16 protein-coding genes and 1 other RNA gene are annotated in these 20,042 nt (G+C 62.6%); 12 read left to right on the top strand and 5 right to left on the bottom strand.

Annotated elements, in window-relative coordinates; genetic code table 11:
- Positions 1–63: 63 nt before the first annotated feature.
- On the top strand, positions 64–330 hold the full coding sequence (locus tag LPA34_RS19415) for a hypothetical protein (RefSeq protein WP_228981235.1): 267 nt from the start codon (positions 64–66) through the stop codon (positions 328–330).
- 75 nt (positions 331–405) lie between these two features.
- Here LPA34_RS19415 and LPA34_RS19410 read toward each other — a convergent pair whose 3' ends face one another.
- Positions 406–765, bottom strand: a complete 360-nt coding sequence (locus LPA34_RS19410) for a COG4315 family predicted lipoprotein (protein WP_228981234.1) — start codon at positions 763–765, stop codon at positions 406–408.
- A gap of 745 nt (positions 766–1,510) precedes the next feature.
- Here LPA34_RS19410 and LPA34_RS19405 point away from each other — a divergent pair.
- The 4 genes from LPA34_RS19405 (at position 1,511) to LPA34_RS19390 (ending at position 7,268) form a co-directional block, all read left to right on the top strand.
- Positions 1,511–2,476 (top strand): lysophospholipid acyltransferase family protein, encoded by a 966-nt coding sequence (locus LPA34_RS19405; RefSeq protein ID WP_228981232.1) that lies wholly within the window; start codon positions 1,511–1,513, stop codon positions 2,474–2,476.
- A gap of 103 nt (positions 2,477–2,579) precedes the next feature.
- Positions 2,580–3,776: an HlyD family secretion protein gene (locus LPA34_RS19400; RefSeq protein ID WP_228981230.1), complete on the top strand. Its 1,197-nt coding sequence runs from the start codon at positions 2,580–2,582 to the stop codon at positions 3,774–3,776.
- A gap of 2 nt (positions 3,777–3,778) precedes the next feature.
- On the top strand, positions 3,779–5,896 hold the full coding sequence (locus LPA34_RS19395) for a peptidase domain-containing ABC transporter (RefSeq protein WP_228981229.1): 2,118 nt from the start codon (positions 3,779–3,781) through the stop codon (positions 5,894–5,896).
- A complete protein-coding gene (locus LPA34_RS19390) occupies positions 5,889–7,268 on the top strand; it encodes a TolC family outer membrane protein (protein ID WP_228981227.1) in 1,380 nt (459 codons plus the stop codon). Before LPA34_RS19395 ends, LPA34_RS19390 begins: the two co-directional genes overlap by 8 nt.
- Before the next feature lie 109 nt (positions 7,269–7,377).
- Here LPA34_RS19390 and ssrA read toward each other — a convergent pair.
- The 4 genes from ssrA to ompA all read right to left on the bottom strand — a co-directional run bounded on the left by ssrA (position 7,378) and on the right by ompA (position 10,240).
- Positions 7,378–7,747: a transfer-messenger RNA gene (ssrA, locus tag LPA34_RS19385) on the bottom strand.
- A 178-nt stretch (positions 7,748–7,925) separates the two neighbouring features.
- Positions 7,926–8,639 (bottom strand): HAD family hydrolase, encoded by a 714-nt coding sequence (locus tag LPA34_RS19380; protein WP_228981225.1) that lies wholly within the window; start codon positions 8,637–8,639, stop codon positions 7,926–7,928.
- Between the two features lie 28 nt (positions 8,640–8,667).
- Positions 8,668–9,366 (bottom strand): bifunctional 2-polyprenyl-6-hydroxyphenol methylase/3-demethylubiquinol 3-O-methyltransferase UbiG, encoded by a 699-nt coding sequence (gene ubiG, locus LPA34_RS19375; protein WP_228981223.1) that lies wholly within the window; start codon positions 9,364–9,366, stop codon positions 8,668–8,670.
- A 226-nt stretch (positions 9,367–9,592) separates the two neighbouring features.
- Positions 9,593–10,240 carry an outer membrane protein OmpA gene (gene ompA, locus LPA34_RS19370; protein ID WP_228981222.1) on the bottom strand — a complete coding sequence of 216 codons (648 nt, stop codon included), beginning with the start codon at positions 10,238–10,240 and terminating at the stop codon, positions 9,593–9,595.
- 491 nt (positions 10,241–10,731) lie between these two features.
- Between ompA and gyrA the strand changes: the two genes are divergently transcribed.
- From gyrA to aroA, 7 genes are all read left to right on the top strand, one after another.
- Positions 10,732–13,368 carry a DNA gyrase subunit A gene (gyrA, locus tag LPA34_RS19365; protein ID WP_228981220.1) on the top strand — a complete coding sequence of 879 codons (2,637 nt, stop codon included), beginning with the start codon at positions 10,732–10,734 and terminating at the stop codon, positions 13,366–13,368.
- A gap of 128 nt (positions 13,369–13,496) precedes the next feature.
- Positions 13,497–14,114: a DUF2059 domain-containing protein gene (locus tag LPA34_RS19360; RefSeq protein ID WP_228981320.1), complete on the top strand. Its 618-nt coding sequence runs from the start codon at positions 13,497–13,499 to the stop codon at positions 14,112–14,114.
- A 188-nt stretch (positions 14,115–14,302) separates the two neighbouring features.
- Positions 14,303–15,385, top strand: a complete 1,083-nt coding sequence (gene serC, locus LPA34_RS19355; RefSeq protein WP_228981219.1) for a 3-phosphoserine/phosphohydroxythreonine transaminase — start codon at positions 14,303–14,305, stop codon at positions 15,383–15,385.
- A gap of 50 nt (positions 15,386–15,435) precedes the next feature.
- Positions 15,436–16,518, top strand: a complete 1,083-nt coding sequence (gene pheA, locus LPA34_RS19350) for a prephenate dehydratase (protein WP_228981218.1) — start codon at positions 15,436–15,438, stop codon at positions 16,516–16,518.
- Positions 16,519–16,577: 59 nt separating this feature from the next.
- Positions 16,578–17,693: a histidinol-phosphate transaminase gene (gene hisC / locus LPA34_RS19345; RefSeq protein ID WP_228981217.1), complete on the top strand. Its 1,116-nt coding sequence runs from the start codon at positions 16,578–16,580 to the stop codon at positions 17,691–17,693.
- Between the two features lie 45 nt (positions 17,694–17,738).
- Entirely contained in the window at positions 17,739–18,680 is a 942-nt protein-coding gene (locus LPA34_RS19340; RefSeq protein ID WP_228981215.1) for a prephenate dehydrogenase, read from the top strand.
- A 12-nt stretch (positions 18,681–18,692) separates the two neighbouring features.
- Complete coding sequence (gene aroA, locus LPA34_RS19335) at positions 18,693–19,997, top strand: 3-phosphoshikimate 1-carboxyvinyltransferase (RefSeq protein ID WP_228981213.1); 1,305 nt, start codon at positions 18,693–18,695, stop codon at positions 19,995–19,997.
- The last annotated feature ends 45 nt before the right edge of the window (positions 19,998–20,042 follow it).

Genomic DNA, 20,042 nt, shown 5'->3' with positions numbered 1-20,042 from the left:
TTTGCGATACTCTCTACGCTTCGCAGCCCGCTTCACGCGCGTGTCACGACGCGCCGAGTTCCTATGAAATTCCTGATCAATGTGTGCGCCGCCGCGATCTCCGTCGGCGCACTTTTCGGTACCGTTTCAGTTGCGTTCGCGCAGAACTCGCCGGGTGTGCCCGGCGGCATCCTGCAGGACCAGTTCCGTCTGAAGGAGCATCCGCAGATGCCGTTCGCCGCATCGGCGCCTTCGAAGAAGTATCAGAAGGACACCCCGTCGGCGCGTCGCCGCAAGGGCGACAACGGCGATCCGAACGGCTGCAACCTGCAGTGCCCTGACGACGAGTAATGTGTTGCGACGCCGCGAATGTGCATATCGCGGCGTGTGGGCAAAACGGATCCCTTCAGCCTGCTTCAGACCGCATCACGGCTTTGCCGTGTGCCACATGTCCTTGAAGCCGTCGCCCTTCATATCCCCCGCCCTGGTGTCTTTCGCGAAGCGATACACCGGCTTGCCTTTATACGCCCACTGCTTCTTGCCATCGGCTGACGGAATCACCGTCCAGTCGCCCGAAGGCTTGTCGTACGAGTCAGCCATCGCGGCCGGCCACGCCGTCGCGCAGCCGCCCATGCAGGCGCTTTTGCCAGGCGTCGTGTCCTTGTCGAACGTGTAGAGCGTCATGCCGTCTTCGTCGACGAAATGGCCATCGACGGCTTTGGGCATCTCGGCGAAAGCGGTCTGCTGGATCGCGAGAAGGGCGAGCAAAAACATCGTCTTGCGCATGATGTGATCTCCTGTTGTGGACGTTCTGTGATGGAGTTTAGGTGTTCAGGGAGAACGGCACGTGACGAGAGCGTCGCGTGTTCCCGATAAACGGGTGCCGGTGGGAGATTATTCCGTCCGTCGTGGTTTTTATATCCGGTGTCGGAATATCTGATTTTCTGCGTGGGGTTTTTCCCGCATGGCGTAGTTTATTTTCGTTTGCCTGCCTGATAATTAATTCTGGAACTTCATCTGACGGAAGTGCCTGATCCTGCTTTGAATTCCTTATTGATGACCGGGAACTATTCCTGATTCATTTATTGTGTGTTTCCTGCGTGGGGCCGCGCAACAGACCTGCCGTGGCGCTGCCGGTGAGCGCTGCACGTGACTTCGTTAAAAAGCTGTACCCGGGATTTGCGAGATGCGATCGTTTCGCGGACTGGTTTTTTTAATACAAACAGGTCAATGTAAATAAAGGTCATGCCGTTTTATATTAAAAAAATCCCGGGCTATGATTCGCGTCGCTCGAATATGAATATCCGTTTCGAGTGAAGGAAAATAACCCATCATCAATGAGGTAACTGAAATGCAAAAGATCGAACGCACCGAACTGGCCAGGGCAGCTGTCGCAGGCGGTTGCTGCAAGTGCTGCTCCGCTCCGGCAAAGGCGGCGAGCAAACCCACGCCGTCGAAGCCGGTAGCCTGAGCTTCGCGTAGCTGACAGGACGGCCCCCCGAGGGGCCGTCTTCATGTTGACGCCATTCCCATGTTGATGCACATCTGGTCGCAAAGCGCGGTCGCCAGATTGCGGGTTGCGTTGCGCAACAGCATCAGGCGCTGGCCGCTTTACCTGCGAGGCGCACTGGTGGCGCGGCTTCCGGCTGCGGCAATCGAACCACTCGCGCTCGCCGGTTCACGCATACGCGGTTTTGCCGACGCGCGTGCGCGTTGTCATGGCGAAATGCGTTGTGAGATTGGCCGCGATGTACTCGGGTCCGCGCCGTTCGACAGACGGCGTGTCGCCGCGAGCAGCACGCGCGAGCGTCTGATCGATCAGCGTATCTATTACGGCAGGCTGTCGCGTGGCGTTGAAGTGTGGCCTGAACTTCACGCGGTCGCTGCCCGGCTCGCGAGTGAGATCCGGCGTCTGAAGGCCATCGATCCGAAACGTCCGGTCATCGTGTCGCCGTTTCACTATGTGTCCCAGTACGCGAACATCTACGTGGTCGACGCATTGCGCGTCGCGCTGGGTCTCGAAACGATTGCTGTCGTCTCGGCTGTGCCACGGGACATGTATGGCGATGACGACGCCCTGATTCCTGGCGTGGATGTGCTCTACACCTACGGCGATGGCGATCGCAACGGGCTCGGCCTGCGCGTTGCGCGGGCGTTGAGGCGCACGGGCGTCGCGGTGCTGTTCGCCGACGTGCCGCCGTTCGCGTTGCACCGCTATCCGATGGAAACCGTGGGTGTTTCGATGTTCGGGCGTCCCGCGCGGATTCATAACGGCGTGTTTCGCCTCGGTACACAGTTCGACGCAACCTTGCTGCCGTTCTATCTGCGCTTCGACGCGGGACGCTTCAGCGCCGAACTGTTCGAGCCGCTGACGCTGGCCGGCGAGGGCGCGCCGCAGCAGCTTGCCGGCTACATCGAGACCGCGCTCATCGATAACTTTCTTCACTCGCTCGTCGCGGTCAATCCGTCGATGTACGCCTTCGCGCCAACGCGTTAGGCGCGCTGCGCTTGCGCTGTCCTGCCAGGCGCGGCATGCCGCGCGCGTGAATTCAGGCAAGGCGTCCACGCCGGTCAGAAGCCGGCATTCCGCACAACAGGTTATGGAACCCATCGATCTCCCTCAATTCAAGGACGTCTCATGGCGCTGGATCGCCTATGCGACGTCGGCGCTCGTGACCGTCGCGACGGCGTTCGCGTTTTTCCACGAAGTCGAACTGAAACAGGACGTGCGCGCGGAGATCGTGTCGCCGTCGGAAATCAAGATTCAGGGCCTCGAAGGCCTCGTCGCGGATATCTACGTGCATCAGGCCGAACGCGTCGCGCTGGGTGCGCCGCTCTTCAGGCTCGAGCGGGATCTGTCGCTCGCCAGCGATGGCCGTCCGCGTCCCATGTTCGACGAACACATGCGTGACGAACAGATCGCTTCGACCGAAGCGCAGTATCGCCAGCGCAAGGCGGAACTGTCTGTGCAACGCGAGACGTCGCAACTGACCGAAGCCAGCCGGCGCGCGGAGATGTCGTCGCTCGACGAGCAACTGGCCCAGAACCGGCAACTCGTCGATGAATCGGCGCACAAGCTGTCGCGGCTCGAGTCGGTGTCCGAGTACGTCACCGCCGACCGCATCGAACAGGCGAAGGCCGACACGCATCAGGCGAAAGTCGTGGTCGCGCAGAGCACCGCGCGGCGGCAGCAACTCGTGGCGGAACTCGGCACGGCAAGAAGCGCGCAGGCCGGGATCGACGCCCAGCTGAAGGAACTCGACGCGCGGCATGCGCGCGATCTTCAGGACCTTCGCATGCGGTTCGAGCAGAACCGGCAAAACATGACGATCTCCGCGCCGCGCGCAGGCACGGTGTCGTTTTCGGGGCTGGTGGCGGGGCGAACGCTTGCCGCATCCGATGTAGCGCTCGTCATCGTGACCGGCGAGGGCGGCGCGTTGCGCGCCGCGCTGCGCATTCCTTCGCGCCGTCGCGGCTTTGTGCGCGAAGGGCAGACCGTGCGGCTCAAGTTCGACGCGTTTCCGTACGCGAAATTCGGCAGCTACGAGGCGCGCATCGATTCGATTTCGCGCACGACGGTGCGCTCGCCGATGTCGCCGCCTTCGGGCGCGTCCGAGCCGCGCGCGCCGGAAGGCGATTACATGGCGTGGGCCACGTTGCGTGGCCACACCTTCGACTTCGAGCGGCAGCACTTCGAGATCCTGCCCGGCATGTCGGCGACCGCGAGCATCGTGATCGAACGCCGGACGATTGCCGAATGGGTGCTGGCGCCGTTCTTCCGCATGCTGAGGGGATAACCGTGCGCGCGATCTATCAAAACGAAGTGGCCGAATGCGGCTACGCCTGTCTCGCGATGGTGCTGTCGCACTTTGGCCGCGCGACGGAAGTGCGCGAGCTTCAGGCGTTCAGCCCAATCTCGTCCAATGGTCTTTCGCTGATGGACCTGTACGACGTCGCTGTCGAATTTGGCCTTGCCGTGCAGGCGTACCGCTTCGGCACGTCCGATCTGCCCACCGTCAAGCGCGGCTCGATCCTCCACTTTGGCGGCGCGCATTTCGTCGTTTTCGAGAAGTGCGGACGCGGCTATGTGCAGGTGATCGATCCGGCAAGCGGCCGGCGACGCATATCGATGGAAACGTTCATCGCGAGCGTGTCCGGTTATCTGCTCGAATGCGCACCGACGCCATCGATGCCCCGCGTGCGCAGCCGCTCGCACGTGCCCGCGGCGCTTGCCCGGGTGCGCGCGCTCAATCCGCAACTCAAGGCGCAGATCGCGAAGGTGATGTTCGTCGCGCTCGGCAGCCAGTTCGCGATTCTCGCAATGCCGTATCTCGGCAATCTCGTGCTCGACGATGTTGTCGCCGCCGATAACCTGAACCTGCTCAACATCCTGATCGTGACGTTCAGCGCGATTTTCGTCACGGGCGCACTGAGTCATTTCGTGCAGACGTACCTTGTCGAGCTGCTGCACGGTTTCGTGCAGATGAACATGACCGAGGGAATACTCGCGCATCTGCTGCGCAATCCGGTGTCGTACTTCGAAAAACGTCACGTGGGCGATCTGTTCGCGCGGGTCAAGGCGCAGGATGAAATCAGTATCTTCGCCACGCGCACCCTGATTTCGCTTGGCATCAATCTGGTCGTCGGCGTGCTGGCACTCGCGTTGATGCTCGTGCAAAGCCCGCAACTGACGGCCATTGCCCTGGTGATTTTTGCGTTCTATGTGATGGTTTCGTACGCGCTCTTCGCGGGCATGCGCGACACGCACGCGCTCGTACTCGAAGAATCCGCGCGCTGCGACGATACGTTGATCGAGACGATCCGTGCCGCGTCGCTTATCAAGCTGTCGCAGGGCGAAACGCGGCGCACCGCGATGTTCATGGCGAAGTACCGCGCGTATGTCGCCGCGCTCGTTCATGGCGGCCGTCTTGCGAGCGCGCGCGACGCCATTCTCAAACTGGTGAACTACGCCGACATGATCGCGATCACCTGGTTCGCGGCGCGGCTGATGCTGGGCGGCGCGATCTCGGTCGGCGTGTTCTATTCGTTCCTGATCTACAAGTCGTTGCTGTCGGAGCGACTGGCTGCGTCGATCAATGCGCTGTTCGAGTATTTCATGTTGAGCGTGCCGGTTGCGCGCGTGGGCGACATCGTCGACTGCGAAGGCGAGCGGTATACGCCCGCCAGCGACGTCCATCGAACTGTCGAGGTCCGCACGTTCGGGCAGATCGACGTGCGCGACGTGACGTTTCGCTACGGCGTTTCGGACCAGCCGGTGCTGAAGGGCGCGAATCTCACGATCAACAAGGGCGACAAGATCGTGATCATCGGCTCATCCGGCAGCGGCAAGTCGACGCTCTTCAAGCTGCTCGCCGCCGCCGAACCGTTGCAGGAAGGGCAGATCACGCTGAATGGCATCGCGTGGCCGAATCTGACCGTCGACGAAATCCGGCGACACGCTGTGCATATGCGTCAGGGCGACCTGATCCTGCATGGCTCGATTGCCGAAAACATTTCGCTCTTCGCGGGCAACGCGGACGAAGCACGCATTCACGCGCTGCTCGATGACGTCGGTCTGCTTGCCGACGTGATGCGTCTGCCGATGCGCACGCGTACGGTGATCAGCGACACGATCGCGAATATTTCCGCCGGCCAGCGGCAGCGCCTGCTGCTGGCGCGCGCGCTTTACCAGCCGCGCGAACTGCTGCTGCTCGACGAACCGACGTCGAATCTCGATCCCGTGTCGGTCCAGCATATCGTCGCGTTGTTGCAGCGTCTCGATCGCACGATCGTGGTGATCACACACGACATGTCGCTCGCATCGGCATTCGATGTGCGCTACCGGCTGGTCGACGGCGTGCTCGTGCGCGATCTCGACTGTTGTGATGCTCGTAGCGAGGTGGCCCCTCATGAATAAGCGCATGGTGCTGGTCGCGCTGGCGATCGTCGCGGGTGTTCAGTGCGTACGGGCGGCCGATCTGCTGACCGTCGTCGAGCAGACCACCGATCACGATGCGGAGCTCGCGGCGACGCGCGCGGGCGCACGCGCCGCGCATCAGGCGATACCGAAGGCGCGCGCTCAGTTGCTGCCGCGCGTGGAAGGCGGCTGGGGCCGTGCGTATAACCGTATCGCCACCGAAGACTTCCCGACCACCACGTACTGGCAGAACGGCTGGACGGTGAGCCTGACGCAACCGGTGTTCGACTGGAGCCGCTGGACGACTTACCGGCAGGCGGACTTCATCGAGGCACGCGGCGCCACCGAGGTCGCGCAGGCGCAGCAGGCGTCGATCCTGAAGGCCGCGCGCGCGTACTTCGACGAACTCGCCGCCGAGGATGAACTCGCGCGGGCAAACGACTATGCCGCCGCGCTCGATACACATCTGACCCAGCTGCGCCGCAGGCAGCTAGCCGGCGAAGCGACGGTGATCGATTTACGCGAAGCCGAGTCGGGTGTGCTGCAGGCGCATCTGCAGCAGCAGGACGCGGGCAACGCGTTGCAGCTGAGCCGGCTCGCGCTGGAGCAGGCGACCGGCCAGCCCTTCACCTCGCTGTCACGGCTGGCCGATCCGGTCACGATGCCGCGCGTCGAACCGGACGACATCGACGCGTGGGCAAACCAGGCGCAGGCTCACGACTATCAGGTGCAGTTGAAACAGATCGACTGGCGCATCGCGAAACTCGAGGTCGAAAAGGCCCGCGCCGCGCATCTGCCGACGGTCAACCTCACGGCGAGCCATACGCCGGCAGGCGCCGGTTCCGGTTACGCACGCCCGACGACCACCACGACGGCGATGCTGTCAGTGAGCATTCCGTTTTTCGAGGGCGGCGAAACGGAGGCACGCGTCGACGAGACGGTCGCGCTGGAGGACAAGGCGCAGGACGACCTGACCTCGGCGATCCGCCAGGCTGGCGCGAGCGCGCGTGAAAACTGGATGCGCCTTCGCTCGGGCGCCGCGCGCGTCGACGCGCTGGCGCGTCTTGCGAGGACATCGAGCGCTGCGTTTGCCGCGACGCAGATTGGCTACAAGGTGGGCAGTCGCGACAGCACCGACGTGCTGCGTGCCGCCGACACGTTCTACGCAAACCGGCGTGACCTGATCCGCGCACGATACGAGACGATCATGGCGCTCCTGCAACTGAAGGCCGCGACGGCCGCCCTCACGTTTGACGAAGTGGCGAGCGTCAATACGTTGCTGGTCTCCGCGGCGAATGGCGCGCCGCGGCAGCCACTGCGCGCGCCTCAGGTTGCACCGGCACGAGCGGAGTTCCCAGCGTCTTCTCACTGATGCATCGCGTTTGAGAGCGCGTAACAGAAAGCCCCACGCAGCGCGAACTGGGTGGGGCTCTTGTTGATCTGCTGATACTGACTGTTGCTGCTTGTTACCGGGTGTTTTCTGGTGGAGGCGGCGGGAATCGAACCCGCGTCCAGAAGCACTCTACGACCAGTTCTACATACTTAGTTCTATCTTTTGATTTAACCGGACCGACGCGGACGAACACGCTTCGGTACAGCGATTCACTGGATTTTCGACCTTGGCGTCGTGACGCCGACAAGGCTTAACTGACGTATATGACCTCTGTCGGTATTGCTACCGGTCTTGCGACTCTAACCCGTCAGTGAGCCAGGCAGAGGACGGCGGCCCTTAGGCTGCCAGTGCGAACGTTTCGTCGTTTGCAGTTACGTTTTTCCCGCTGATTTACGAGGTTACGGGGCCTCGGTATGCCCTGGCCGCTTCGCAACCCCTGTCGAAACCAGGTCGCCCCCGCGGTCGGATGACCTGCATATGCAGGTCAATCCCCATCTTACAATACGGCGACTCCTGCGTCACGGCTTCTCTGCAATCCAGGCCGGGATCCCCGCTTGATGCCTCCGCGCCACAGGGGGATTTGCCACCGCAAACCCAAACGCGGTCCTGTCTCCGACCACGGCGACCTGTTCGATATCAGGTGATGTCGCGCAACAGGCGTTGCAATTCGGCAGTCGACTGGACGACGTGCCTCGCGTGCCATTTCGCGGGCGGCAGGTCGTTGCCGCAATAGCCGTACGCGGCGGCCACCGTGACCATGCCGGCGGCAAACCCCGCCTGCACGTCGCGCAGATCGTCGCCGACGTAGACGACACGCTCGGGCGGGATCGCCATTTCCTGCGCCGCGTGCAGGAGCGGCGCGGGATGGGGCTTCGAGTGAGGCGTCGTATCACCGCTGACCACGCAGACCGCGCGCTCCTCGAGACCCAGTTGCGCGACGAGCGGTTCGGTCAGGCGCGATGCCTTGTTGGTCACGATGCCCCAACGGATGCCGCGTGCGTCCAGGTCGTCGAGTACCGCGTCGATGCCCTGGAACAGGGTTGTCTCGATACACAGATCGGCTTCGTAGTTGGCGAGAAACTCCTCGCGCATCGAAGCGAACTCATGGTCCTCCGGACCAATGCCGAAGGCGCCGCCAATCAGGCCGCGCGCACCCGCCGATGCGAGCGGGCGCAACGCGTCGAGCGGCACCATGTCGAGCCCGCGCTCGTGGCGCATCTTGTTGACCGCCGCGGCGAGGTCGGGTGCGGTATCGGCCAGCGTGCCGTCAAGGTCGAACAGGACGGCCTGACACAGACCGGTTGCAGCATCGTCGTCTTCGCGCTGGGGCAGAGGCGTGGGGTCGCTCATGAAGGTGTGTTCGCAGGTTTCGGGTCGGTCAGGCGGGGCGGCGGCTGGCGAGCATGTAGTTCACGCTCGTGTCGTCGGCGAGCGCGAAGTGCTTGCTGAGCGGGTTGTACACAATGCCCTTGATGTCGTCGGTGATGAGGCTCGCGCTACGTACAAAGCCCGCGAGTTCGGACGGACGGATGAAACGCGCGTAGTCGTGCGTGCCCTTCGGGAGCATGCGCGCAATATATTCCGCGCCGATCACGGCAAAGAGGTACGACTTCACGTTGCGATTGAGCGTCGAGAAAAACACGCTGCCGCCCGGCTTGACGAGGGTCGCGCACGCGGCTACCACGGCTGCCGGCTCGGGCACGTGTTCGAGCATTTCCATGCAGGTCACGACGTCGTAAGTGCCGGGTTCGCGGGCAGCGAGCGCCTCCGCGGCGATTTCTTCGTAATCTACGGTTACACCGCTTTCAAGACTGTGAAGATCCGCGACGCCCAACGCCTCGCGCGAGAGATCGATGCCCTTGACGTGCGCCCCCATTCCCGCCATCGATTCCGACAGGATGCCACCGCCGCAACCGATATCCAGCACGCGTTTGCCGGCGAGCGACGCATGCGTGTCGATCCATTTGAGCCGGACTGGATTCAGTTCGTGCAGCGGTTTGAATTCGGCGTTCGGGTCCCACCAGCGATGGGCGAGATCGCTGAATTTCTGTAATTCGTGGGGATCGGCATTGGTCATGTCGGATTCGGGCCTTGATGAAAGCGGGTGAGCGGGCAGGCGAGGATAAACCCTGAGTATATAGGCCGTCGAACCCGGCGGCAAAATGCTGCGCAATGCAGCGCGCCTGAGTCAGAAACCCTGCGGAAAATGGGTGCCGCCCGTGAGCACGGTACAGATAACCGGCGTCTGGAATAAAAAAAGCCCCGCCGAAGCGGGGCTTTGATGCTGCGGTAACGCTGTAATCTTACTGCTTCGAAGTACCGACAACTTCGACTTCCACGCGGCGATCCGGTGCGAGGCAGGCGATGAGTTGCTTGTGGTTCTTCTGGTTGCAGCCAGTCGTAACCGGGTTGCGCTTGCCCTTGCCTTCCGTGTAGACACGGTTGGCTTCGATGCCCTTGCTGACCAGGTATGCCTTGACAGCTTGTGCACGACGCAGCGACAGACGGTCGTTGTACTTGTCCGAACCGATACGGTCCGTGTAACCCGTTGCGACCACGACTTCCAGGTTCAGACCCTGGATCTTTGATGCGAGTTCGTCGAGTTGTTGCTTGCCAGCCGGCTTCAGGACAGCCTTGTCGAAGTCGAACAGGGCATCAGCCTGGTACGTAATCTTCTGGCTGGTGATAGCCGGCGCGACAGGCGCCGGAGCCGGCGGGGTCGGAGCCTGGGCTACCAGGGCGCCATCGCACTTCGCGTTAGCCGTTGCCGGCGTCCAGAACGCATCGCGCCAGCAAAGCTCGTTCGTGCCGTTCATCCACACGTATTCGCCGGTGCCGTTCACCCAGTTGTCATTCGTGGCTTGTCGCGACGCCGGCACCGACTGTGCCGAAGCGGATGCAGCCATTACTGCGGTAGCTGCAATGAACGCGAGCTTTGAAAGTTTATTCATATTTCTCCTCTCGAAATTGAGATTACCGCAGGTTTACTGCGAGCTTGTTGACGAAGACAAGTCATACATTGCTCGAAGTATAACATCGGTGCGGAACAAAAGACGTGCTGTGTAGACTTCGAGCAGTGTCTAACTCTTTGTGCGTTGGCATTTTGCCATATCGTTCCCTTCTGACGATAAAAAAATCCTTCCCTGTTTCTTGCCCCCAACCAATTGTGGTGCATGCGCAACAAAGAAACTGCTGGATTTTTGCGTCCGTCCGCTTTGTTCCGATACAGGTCTGTATCCGGAAAAATCTACCGGCCGGGCAGACCGCTCGTCGGGCACGCAGGAGCCGTTCCCGGTCCTCTCCCTAATAGGTATACGGACCCCGTCGGGCGCGGATGCCGGGCATGTTAGAATCGCGTGATGCGTTGCGCCTGCAGCGTCTACGCGAAGCCGGCTTATCGTGCGTTTCAGGTGGCCGTCCTTGCATGTAAAAGACACGGATAATGGATCAATTCGCTAAAGAGACTCTGCCAATCTCCCTAGAGGAGGAAATGCGCCGTTCGTATCTCGATTACGCGATGAGCGTGATCGTGGGGCGTGCGCTCCCTGATGTCCGCGACGGCCTGAAGCCGGTCCACCGGCGCGTGCTGTACGCGATGCACGAGCTGAACAACGACTGGAACCGCGCCTACAAGAAGTCCGCGCGTATCGTCGGCGATGTGATCGGTAAGTATCACCCGCACGGCGACACGGCTGTCTACGACACCATCGTCCGGATGGCGCAGGACTTTTCGCTACGATACATGCTGGTGGACGGGCAGGGTAACTTCGGTTCCGTCGATGGCGACAACGCCGCGGCGATGCGGTACACCGAAATCCGCATGGCCAAGATCGGCCATGAGCTGCTCGCCGACATCGACAAGGAAACCGTCGACTTCCAGCCGAACTACGACGGCAGCGAAAACGAACCGGCCATTCTGCCGGCGCGTATTCCCAATCTTCTGATCAATGGCTCGTCCGGTATCGCGGTCGGGATGGCGACGAACATTCCGCCGCACAACCTGAACGAGGTTGTCGACGCCTGCCATCATCTGCTGAAAAACCCGGAAGCCACGATCGACGAGCTGATCGAGATCGTCCCCGCGCCTGATTTTCCGACCGCCGGCATCATCTACGGCGTCGCGGGCGTGCGCGACGGCTATCGCACCGGCCGTGGCCGCGTCGTGATGCGCGCCACGACCCACTTCGAGGAAATCGATCGCGGCCAGCGCATGGCGATCATCGTCGACGAACTGCCGTATCAGGTGAACAAGCGCTCGCTGCTGGAGCGCATCGCCGAGCTCGTCAACGAGAAAAAGCTGGAAGGCATTTCCGATATCCGCGACGAATCCGACAAAAGCGGCATGCGCGTCGTGATCGAGCTGAAGCGCGGCGAAGTGCCTGAGGTGATCCTCAACAATCTGTACAAGGCGACGCAACTGCAGGACACGTTCGGCATGAACATGGTCGCGCTCGTCGACGGCCAGCCGAAGCTGCTGAACCTGAAGGAAATGCTCACCTGCTTCCTGTCGCATCGACGGGAAGTGCTGACGCGGCGCACTGTATATGAACTGCGCAAGGCCCGTGAACGCGGCCACGTGCTCGAAGGCCTGGCGGTCGCGCTCGCGAACATCGACGACTTCATCGCGATCATCAAGGCCGCGCCGACGCCGCCGATCGCGAAGCAGGAGTTGATGGCGCGTCCGTGGGATTCGTCGCTCGTGCGCGAAATGCTGTCGCGCGCCGAAACCGAGAACGCATCGGCGGGCGGGCGTGAAGCCTATCGTCCCGATGGTCTGAACCCGGCGTTCGGCATGCAGCCGGATGGCCTGTACCGTCTGTCGGACGTGCAGGCGCAGGAAATCCTGCAGATGCGTCTGCAACGCCTGACGGGTCTCGAGCAGGACAAGATCATTGGCGAATACCGCGAAGTGATGGCCCAGATCGCCGATCTGCTGGATATCCTCGCGCGTCCGGAACGCATTACGGCGATCATCGTCGACGAACTGACGTCGATCCGCGCCGAATTCGGCGACGCGCGCCGCTCGCGCATCGAGCTGAACGCGACCGAGCTGAACACCGAGGACCTGATCACGCCGCAGGACATGGTCGTCACCATGTCGCACGCGGGTTACGTGAAATCGCAGCCGTTGTCCGAATATCGCGCCCAGAAGCGCGGAGGTCGCGGCAAACAGGCGACGTCGATGAAGGAAGACGACTGGATCGACACGCTGTTCATCGCGAACACGCACGATCACATCCTGTGCTTCTCGAACCGCGGCCGTGTGTACTGGGTGAAGGTGTATGAGGTGCCGCAGGGCTCGCGGAACTCGCGCGGCCGTCCGATCGTCAATATGTTCCCGCTGCAGGACGGCGAGAAGATCACGGTGGTGCTGCCGGTCAAGGAATTCTCGGCCGACCGCTTCATCTTCATGGCGACGGCGCTCGGCACGGTCAAGAAGACGCCGCTGGAAGCGTTCAGCCGTCCGCTGCGCAAGGGTATTATCGCGGTCGGTCTCGACGACGGTGATTACCTGATCGGCGCCGCGATCACTGACGGCCAGCACGACGTGATGCTGTTCTCGGATTCGGGCAAGGCGGTGCGCTTCGACGAAAACGACGTGCGTCCGATGGGCCGTGAGGCGCGCGGCGTGCGCGGCATGCAGCTGGACGACGGGCAGCAGGTCATCGCGCTCCTCGTTGCTGGCGACGAGCAGCAGTCGGTACTGACCGCAACGGAGAACGGCTTCGGCAAGCGCACGCCGATTACCGAGTACACACGTCATGGCCGCGGCACAAAGGGCATGATCGCGATCCAGACCTCGGAGCGTAACGGCAAGGTGGTCGCCGCGACGCTGGTCGATCCTGAAGCGCAGATCATGCTGATCACCAACACGGGCGTGCTGATTCGTACGCGCGTGTCGGAAATCCGTGAGATGGGACGCGCAACGCAAGGTGTTACACTCATCAGCCTTGATGAGGGCACGAAGCTTTCAGGTCTCCAGCAGGTCGCCGAAGCGGAAGCAGATGTCGAAATCGAAGGCGACGCCGACGGTCCCGCCGATGTCGATACGAACGGTGAAGAGGGCGGTGCAGCCTGATCTGCGCTGACCTCGTGGGTATTGAGTACATAACGGATGAGCAAGCCGCATGAATCTGCGCCGACCTGCGAGGTTGCGGCGCGATTCGGGCGGCAGGTAGTTCGATCTATTTCTCTTGGGGAGTAATGATGCAAAAACGATTCAAACAGTTGATGTTGCTGGCCGCTTTCGTACCGACTTTCGCGATGGCGCAAGCACTTCAAACCCAGCAGGCAGCGCCGGCTGCAGCAGCAACTGCAGCAGCGCCGGTTGATTCGGCCAAGCAGGCTGCGATCAAGGATCTGCTGGACGCGATCGACGCGCAGAAGCTCGTCGGTGCAATCGGTAACAGCGCACAAATGCAGGCAAAGCAGCTGGTTCCGGCCATCCTGTCGGACGCCCTGTCGGAAAACAAGTCGCTGACGGACAAGCAGAAACAGGCTTCCGTCCCGACGCTGCAAAAGAACACGGTGCCGAAGCTGGTTGACTCGGCCGGTCAGGTGTTCGCAACGGACTCGTTCCGCCAGGACGCGATGCAGGCTCAGTACGACGCGTACGCGAAGTACTACAGCACGCAGGAAATCAAGGATCTGACGTCGTTCTACAAGAGCCCGACGGGCCGCAAGTTCATCCAGGTGCAAGACCAGGTGGGCCGCGACGTCGTGAACGGTCTGATGCAGAAGTACATGCCGCAATCGATCAAGGCAACGCGCGACCAGGCTGACAAGGAAGTTGCTTCGGTCAAGCCGGCCGCCGCCGCGAAGTAAGCGGGCCGACAGGCTCAGCCGGCGCTGCCGCGACCGGCCATACAACGGCGTCTCAGGGCGTCCGGGTTTGGCGGGTTGCCACTGTCAGTGCGATAATGGTCGTTTGCGCGCACGCGCAGACGACCATTTTCTTTTCAGGCGCGCAATCCCGCAATTTCTGCGTCGCGCCTGCTTCTGGGGTTTTCAGGATGCGCGTCTTTAATTTCTCCGCCGGACCGGCGGCCATGCCCGAAGAAGTGCTGCGCCAGGCGGCGGCTGAAATGCTCGACTGGAATGGCAGCGGCATGAGCGTGATGGAAATGAGCCATCGCGGGAAAGAATTCATGTCGATCCATGAAGAGGCGCTCACGGATCTGCGCGAACTGCTCGCGGTGCCGGCAAGCCACCGCATCCTGTTCCTGCAGGGCGGCGGTCTCGGCGAAAACGCGATCGTGCCGATGAACATGCTTGGCGCTCGCAAGAACATCGATTTCGTCATCACCGGTTCGTGGTCGCAGAAATCGTTGAAGGAAGCGCAGAAGTACGGCGCCGCTCATATTGCCGCGTCGGGCCAGACGGCAGACGGCTTCACGCGCGTGCCTTCGATGGCGGAATGGAAGCTGTCGGACGATCCGGCTTATGTGCATCTGTGCACGAACGAGACGATTCACGGCGTCGAAACCTTCGAAATTCCCGATCTCGGCGATATCCCGCTCGTCGCGGATGCGTCGTCGCACATCCTGTCGCGCCCGATGGACATCGCCAAGTACAGCGTGCTGTTCGGCGGCGCGCAGAAGAACATCGGCATGGCCGGCGTCACGGTCGTGATCGTGCGCGAGGACATGCTCGATCGCGCGCTCGCGATCTGCCCGTCGGCGTTCGAATGGAAAACCGTCGCTGAAAACAATTCGATGTACAACACGCCGCCCACCTATGCGATCTACATCGCCGGGCTCGTGTTCAAGTGGTTGAAGAAGCAGGGCGGCCTTGCCGCCATGGAAGCGCGCAATCTCGAAAAGTCGAAGCTGCTTTACGACACGATCGATGCGAGCCGTTTCTATCTGAACAAGGTCGAGCGCAACGCGCGGTCGCGGATGAACGTACCGTTTTTCCTCGCCGACGAGTCGCGTAACGAAGATTTCCTGGCCGGCGCGAAAGCGCGCGGGCTGGTGCAGCTGAAGGGCCACAAGTCCGTTGGCGGCATGCGGGCGTCGATATACAACGCGGTGCCGCTCGAAGGCGTCAAGACGCTCGTCGAGTACCTGAAGGAATTCGAACAACGCAGCGCCTGATTCCTGGCGCGCATCCTTTCCCGTATTCTCCGGCAGGGCCGTTTTCACGCATGGACGACGAACTTAATTCAAGACTCAAACCGTTGCGCGACCGCATCGACGCGATCGACGCGCAACTGATCTCGCTCCTCAACCAGCGGGCCGCGGTCGCGCTCGAAGTGGGCGAGGTGAAGAAGCATTTCAACGCGCCGGTGTTTCGCCCGGAACGTGAGCAGCAGGTTATCGCGCGTCTGCAGGGCATGAGCGACGGCCCGCTCGCCGACGATCACATCAGCGCGATCTGGCGCGAAATCATGGCCGCGAGTCGCGCGCTGGAAAAGACCATCCGTGCCGCGTATCTCGGGCCGGTCGGCACCTATAGCGAACAGGCGATGCACGAGTACTTCGGTCAGTCGATCGAAGGGTTGCCGTGTCCATCGATCGACGAAGTGTTCCGTTCGGTCGAAGCCGGCGCCGCCGAGTTCGGCGTCGTGCCGGTCGAGAATTCGACGGAAGGCGCCGTGTCGCGCACGCTCGATCTGCTGCTGCAGACGCAGCTTGTGATCGGTGGCGAGCTTGCGTTGCCGATTCATCACAACCTGCTGTCGCTCAATGGCGGCCTGACCGGCGTGACACGCGTCTGCGCGCATGCGCAGGCGCTCGCGCAATGCCAGCGCTGGCTCACGGCCAACGCGCCGCATCTCGAACGTCAGGCGGTGGCGAGTAACGCCGAGGCCGCGCGCATGGCCGCGGAAGACCCGACGATCGCGGCCATCGCCGGCGATCGCGCGGCGACGCATTACGGCCTGCAGGTCGCCTACGCCCTGATTCAGGACGATCCGCACAACCGCACGCGCTTCGTGATGATCGGCAAGGAACCGGCGGGTGTCAGCGGCAACGACCAGACCTCGCTGATCCTGTCGGTCAAGAACGAGCCGGGTGCGCTCGTGAAACTGCTGGAACCGCTCGCGCGGCACGGCGTGTCGATGACGCGTTTCGAATCGCGGCCGGCCCGCGTCGGCACGTGGGAGTACTACTTCTACATCGACTTCGAAGGTCATCGCGACGACGCAACTGTCGTGGAAGCGCTTGCGGACCTCGAAAAGAAGGCTGCCTTCGTGAAGATTCTCGGTTCGTATCCGCGCTCGCGCTGATATCGCCTCAAGTCCGCCGCCCCATTCAGCCAACTGGCAAAGTCGATCTGGAGTTACTCATGACATCGCAATTCGGTCCTTCCTATGTGCGCGACATCGCGCCTTACGTCGCTGGCAAGCCGATTTCGGAAGTCGCCCGCGAGTTTGGCCTCGATGAAGCGCGCATCGTGAAGCTCGCGTCGAACGAAAACCCGCTCGGCATGCCCGAATCGGCGAAGCAGGCGATGGTGAAGGCCGCGAACGAGCTGGGCCGCTATCCGGATTCGAACGCGTTCGAACTGAAAGCGGCGCTGGCCGCGCGCTACGACGTGCCCGCCGAATGGATCACGCTGGGTAACGGTAGCAACGACATCCTCGAAATCGCGGCGCACGCGATCGTCGAGACGGGCCAGTCGATCGTCTACGCTCAGTATTCGTTCGCCGTCTACGCACTGGCTACACAGGGTATCGGCGCGCGCGCGATTGTCGTGCCGGCCGTGAAGTACGGTCACGATCTCGACGCGATGCTTGCCGCGATCACCGCCGATACGCGCCTGATCTTCGTCGCCAACCCGAACAATCCGACGGGCACGTATATCGAAGGCCCGGCGCTCGAAGCGTTTCTCGACAAGGTGCCGCGTGACGTCGCCGTCGTGCTCGACGAGGCGTATACGGAATACCTCGCGCCGCAAAAGCGCTACGACTCGATCGCGTGGGTGCGCCGCTATCCGAATCTGCTCGTGTCGCGCACGTTCTCGAAGGCGTATGGCCTCGCGGGTCTGCGCGTCGGTTTTGCTATCGCGCAGCCGGAACTGACTGACCTGCTGAACCGTCTGCGTCAGCCGTTCAACGTGAACACGCTCGCCCAGGCTGCAGCGGTCGCTGCACTGAACGACAAGGCATTCCTCGAAGAAAGCGCAACGCTGAACGCGCAGGGCTATCGGGTGCTGACCGAAGCGTTCGAGCGGCTTGGCCTCGAGTATGTGCCGTCGGACGGCAACTTCGTGCTGGTGCGCGTCGGCAGCGACGACAACGCCGGCAATCGCGTGAACCTCGGCCTGCTGAAGCAGGGCGTGATCGTGCGGCCGGTTGGCAATTACGGTTTGCCGCAGTGGCTGCGCATCACGATCGGTCTGCCGGCCGAAAACGAGGCGTTCATCGCGGCGCTCGAAAAGACTCTCGCCGCCGCTAGCTGAGCGGTTCGACCTGTTACCGCGCGCCGTTCCAGGCGCGCTTTTTCCGTGACCGCTGTGGCCGCTTTTTCCTTTAACAAACTGGTGATTTTTGGGGTCGGCCTGATCGGCGGATCGCTTGCGCGCGCGTTGCGCGAGCGCGGCGGCGTGTCGGGCGCGCGAAGCGTGACCGGCGTGGGCCGTTCGGCGGCATCGACGGCACGTGCGCTCGAACTCGGTGTCATCGACGCAACCGCGGCGCTCGCCGACGATGCGGCGTTGCGCGCAGCGCTTGCCGGCGCCGACTTCGTGCTGCTGGCGGCGCCGGTTGCGCAGACGCAGTCGCTGCTCGAGCGCATCGCGCCGTTCCTCGACGATGTCACTCTCATCACCGACGCCGGCAGCACGAAGTCCGACGTGGCGGCGGCCGCGCGTGCAGCGCTCGGTGCGCGCATCGGCCAGTTCGTGCCGGGGCATCCGGTTGCCGGCCGCGAATCGAGCGGCGTGGACGCCGCGCTGCCGGATCTGTACGTCGGCCGTAATGTCGTGTTGTGCCCGTTGCCGGAAAACGATCCGCAGGCGGTGGAGCGTGTCGCGGCGATGTGGCGTGCAACCGGTGCGAGCGTGTCGAACATGTCGCCGGAGCAGCATGATCGTGTGCTCGCTTCGGTAAGCCATCTGCCGCATGTGCTGTCGTTCGCGCTCGTCGAGCAGATTCTGAATTCGCCGGACGCCGCGCTGAAGTTTTCGTTCGCCGCCGGCGGCTTTCGCGATTTCACACGGATCGCGGCGTCGAGCCCGGAAATGTGGCGCGATATCTGCGTGGCGAACCGCGCTGCGCTGCTGGACGAACTCGACGACTACATGGCTGTGCTGACGCGCCTGCGCGCCGCGATCGAAACCGGTGACGGCGCCGCGCTCGAAGCCGTGTTCGCCCGCTCGCGCCTCGCGCGAACCGAATGGCAGGAACGCGGCGGCGCGAAGATTTCCGCCGGCGACGCCTCGAAATAACAGGACACACTCATGGAACATCTCGATCTCGGACCTTTTTCCCGTGCGTCCGGCACGATCCGCCTGCCGGGTTCGAAGAGCATTTCGAACCGCGTGCTGCTGCTGGCTTCGCTCGCCGAAGGCGAAACGACGATCACGAACCTGCTCGATTCCGACGATACGCGCGTGATGCTGGCCGCGCTCGAGCAACTCGGCGTGAAGCTCAAGCGTGACGGCGACACCTGCGTGGTCACCGGCACGCGCGGCGCGTTCACGGCGAAGACGGCCGACCTGTTTCTTGGCAACGCCGGCACGGCGGTGCGCCCGCTGACGGCGGCGCTGGCGGTGCAGGGCGGCGATTACCGCGTGCACGGCGTGCCGCGCATGCATGAGCGGCCGATCGGCGATCTGGTCGACGGGCTGCGGCAGATCGGCGCGAAGATCGACTACGAGGAAAACGAAGGCTATCCGCCGCTGCGCATCCGTGGCGGCAACATCGCGGCGGAAGCGCCAATCCGCGTGCGCGGCGACGTCTCGAGCCAGTTCCTGACCGCGTTGCTGATGACACTGCCGCTCCTGAAAACGGAGAGCGGCGTGACGATTGTCGACGTCGAGGGCGAGCTGATCTCGAAGCCCTATATCGACATCACGATCAAGCTGATGGCGCGCTTTGGCATTGAGGTCGAGCGCCTCGGGTGGCAGCGTTTCACGGTGCCGTCGGGCAGACGCTACCAGTCGCCGGGGCGGATCATGGTGGAAGGCGACGCGTCGTCGGCATCGTATTTTCTCGCGGCCGGTGCGCTCGGCGGCGGTCCGCTGCGCGTGGAAGGCGTCGGGCGGGCGAGCATCCAGGGCGACATCGGTTTTGCGAACGCGCTGATGCGCATGGGCGCGAACGTGTCGATGGGCGACGACTGGATCGAGGTGCGTGGCATCGGCAACGATCACGGCAAGCTCGACCCGGTCGACATGGACTTCAACCTGATTCCGGATGCGGCCATGACAATCGCCGTGGCCGCGCTTTTTGCCGACGGCACGAGCACGCTGCGCAACATCGCCAGCTGGCGCGTGAAGGAAACCGACCGGATCGCCGCGATGGCAACCGAACTGCGCAAGGTCGGCGCGACGGTGGAGGAGGGCGAGGACTATCTCGTCGTCACACCGCCCGCGAAGCTGACGCCGAACGCGGCCATCGATACGTACGACGACCACCGGATGGCCATGTGCTTCTCGCTGGTGAGTCTCGGCGGCGTGCCGGTGCGCATCAACGATCCGAAGTGCGTCGGCAAGACATTCCCCGACTATTTCGAGCGCTTCATGGCGCTTGCCCAACCCTGACGACGAATCCCGAATTGATCTCATTCGACCTGACGCGCGACCCTA

It is taken from the genome of Paraburkholderia gardini (assembly GCF_907164575.1).
GTDB classification, from domain to species: domain Bacteria; phylum Pseudomonadota; class Gammaproteobacteria; order Burkholderiales; family Burkholderiaceae; genus Paraburkholderia; species Paraburkholderia gardini.
This window is presented reverse-complemented; position numbering and strand designations above follow the sequence as displayed.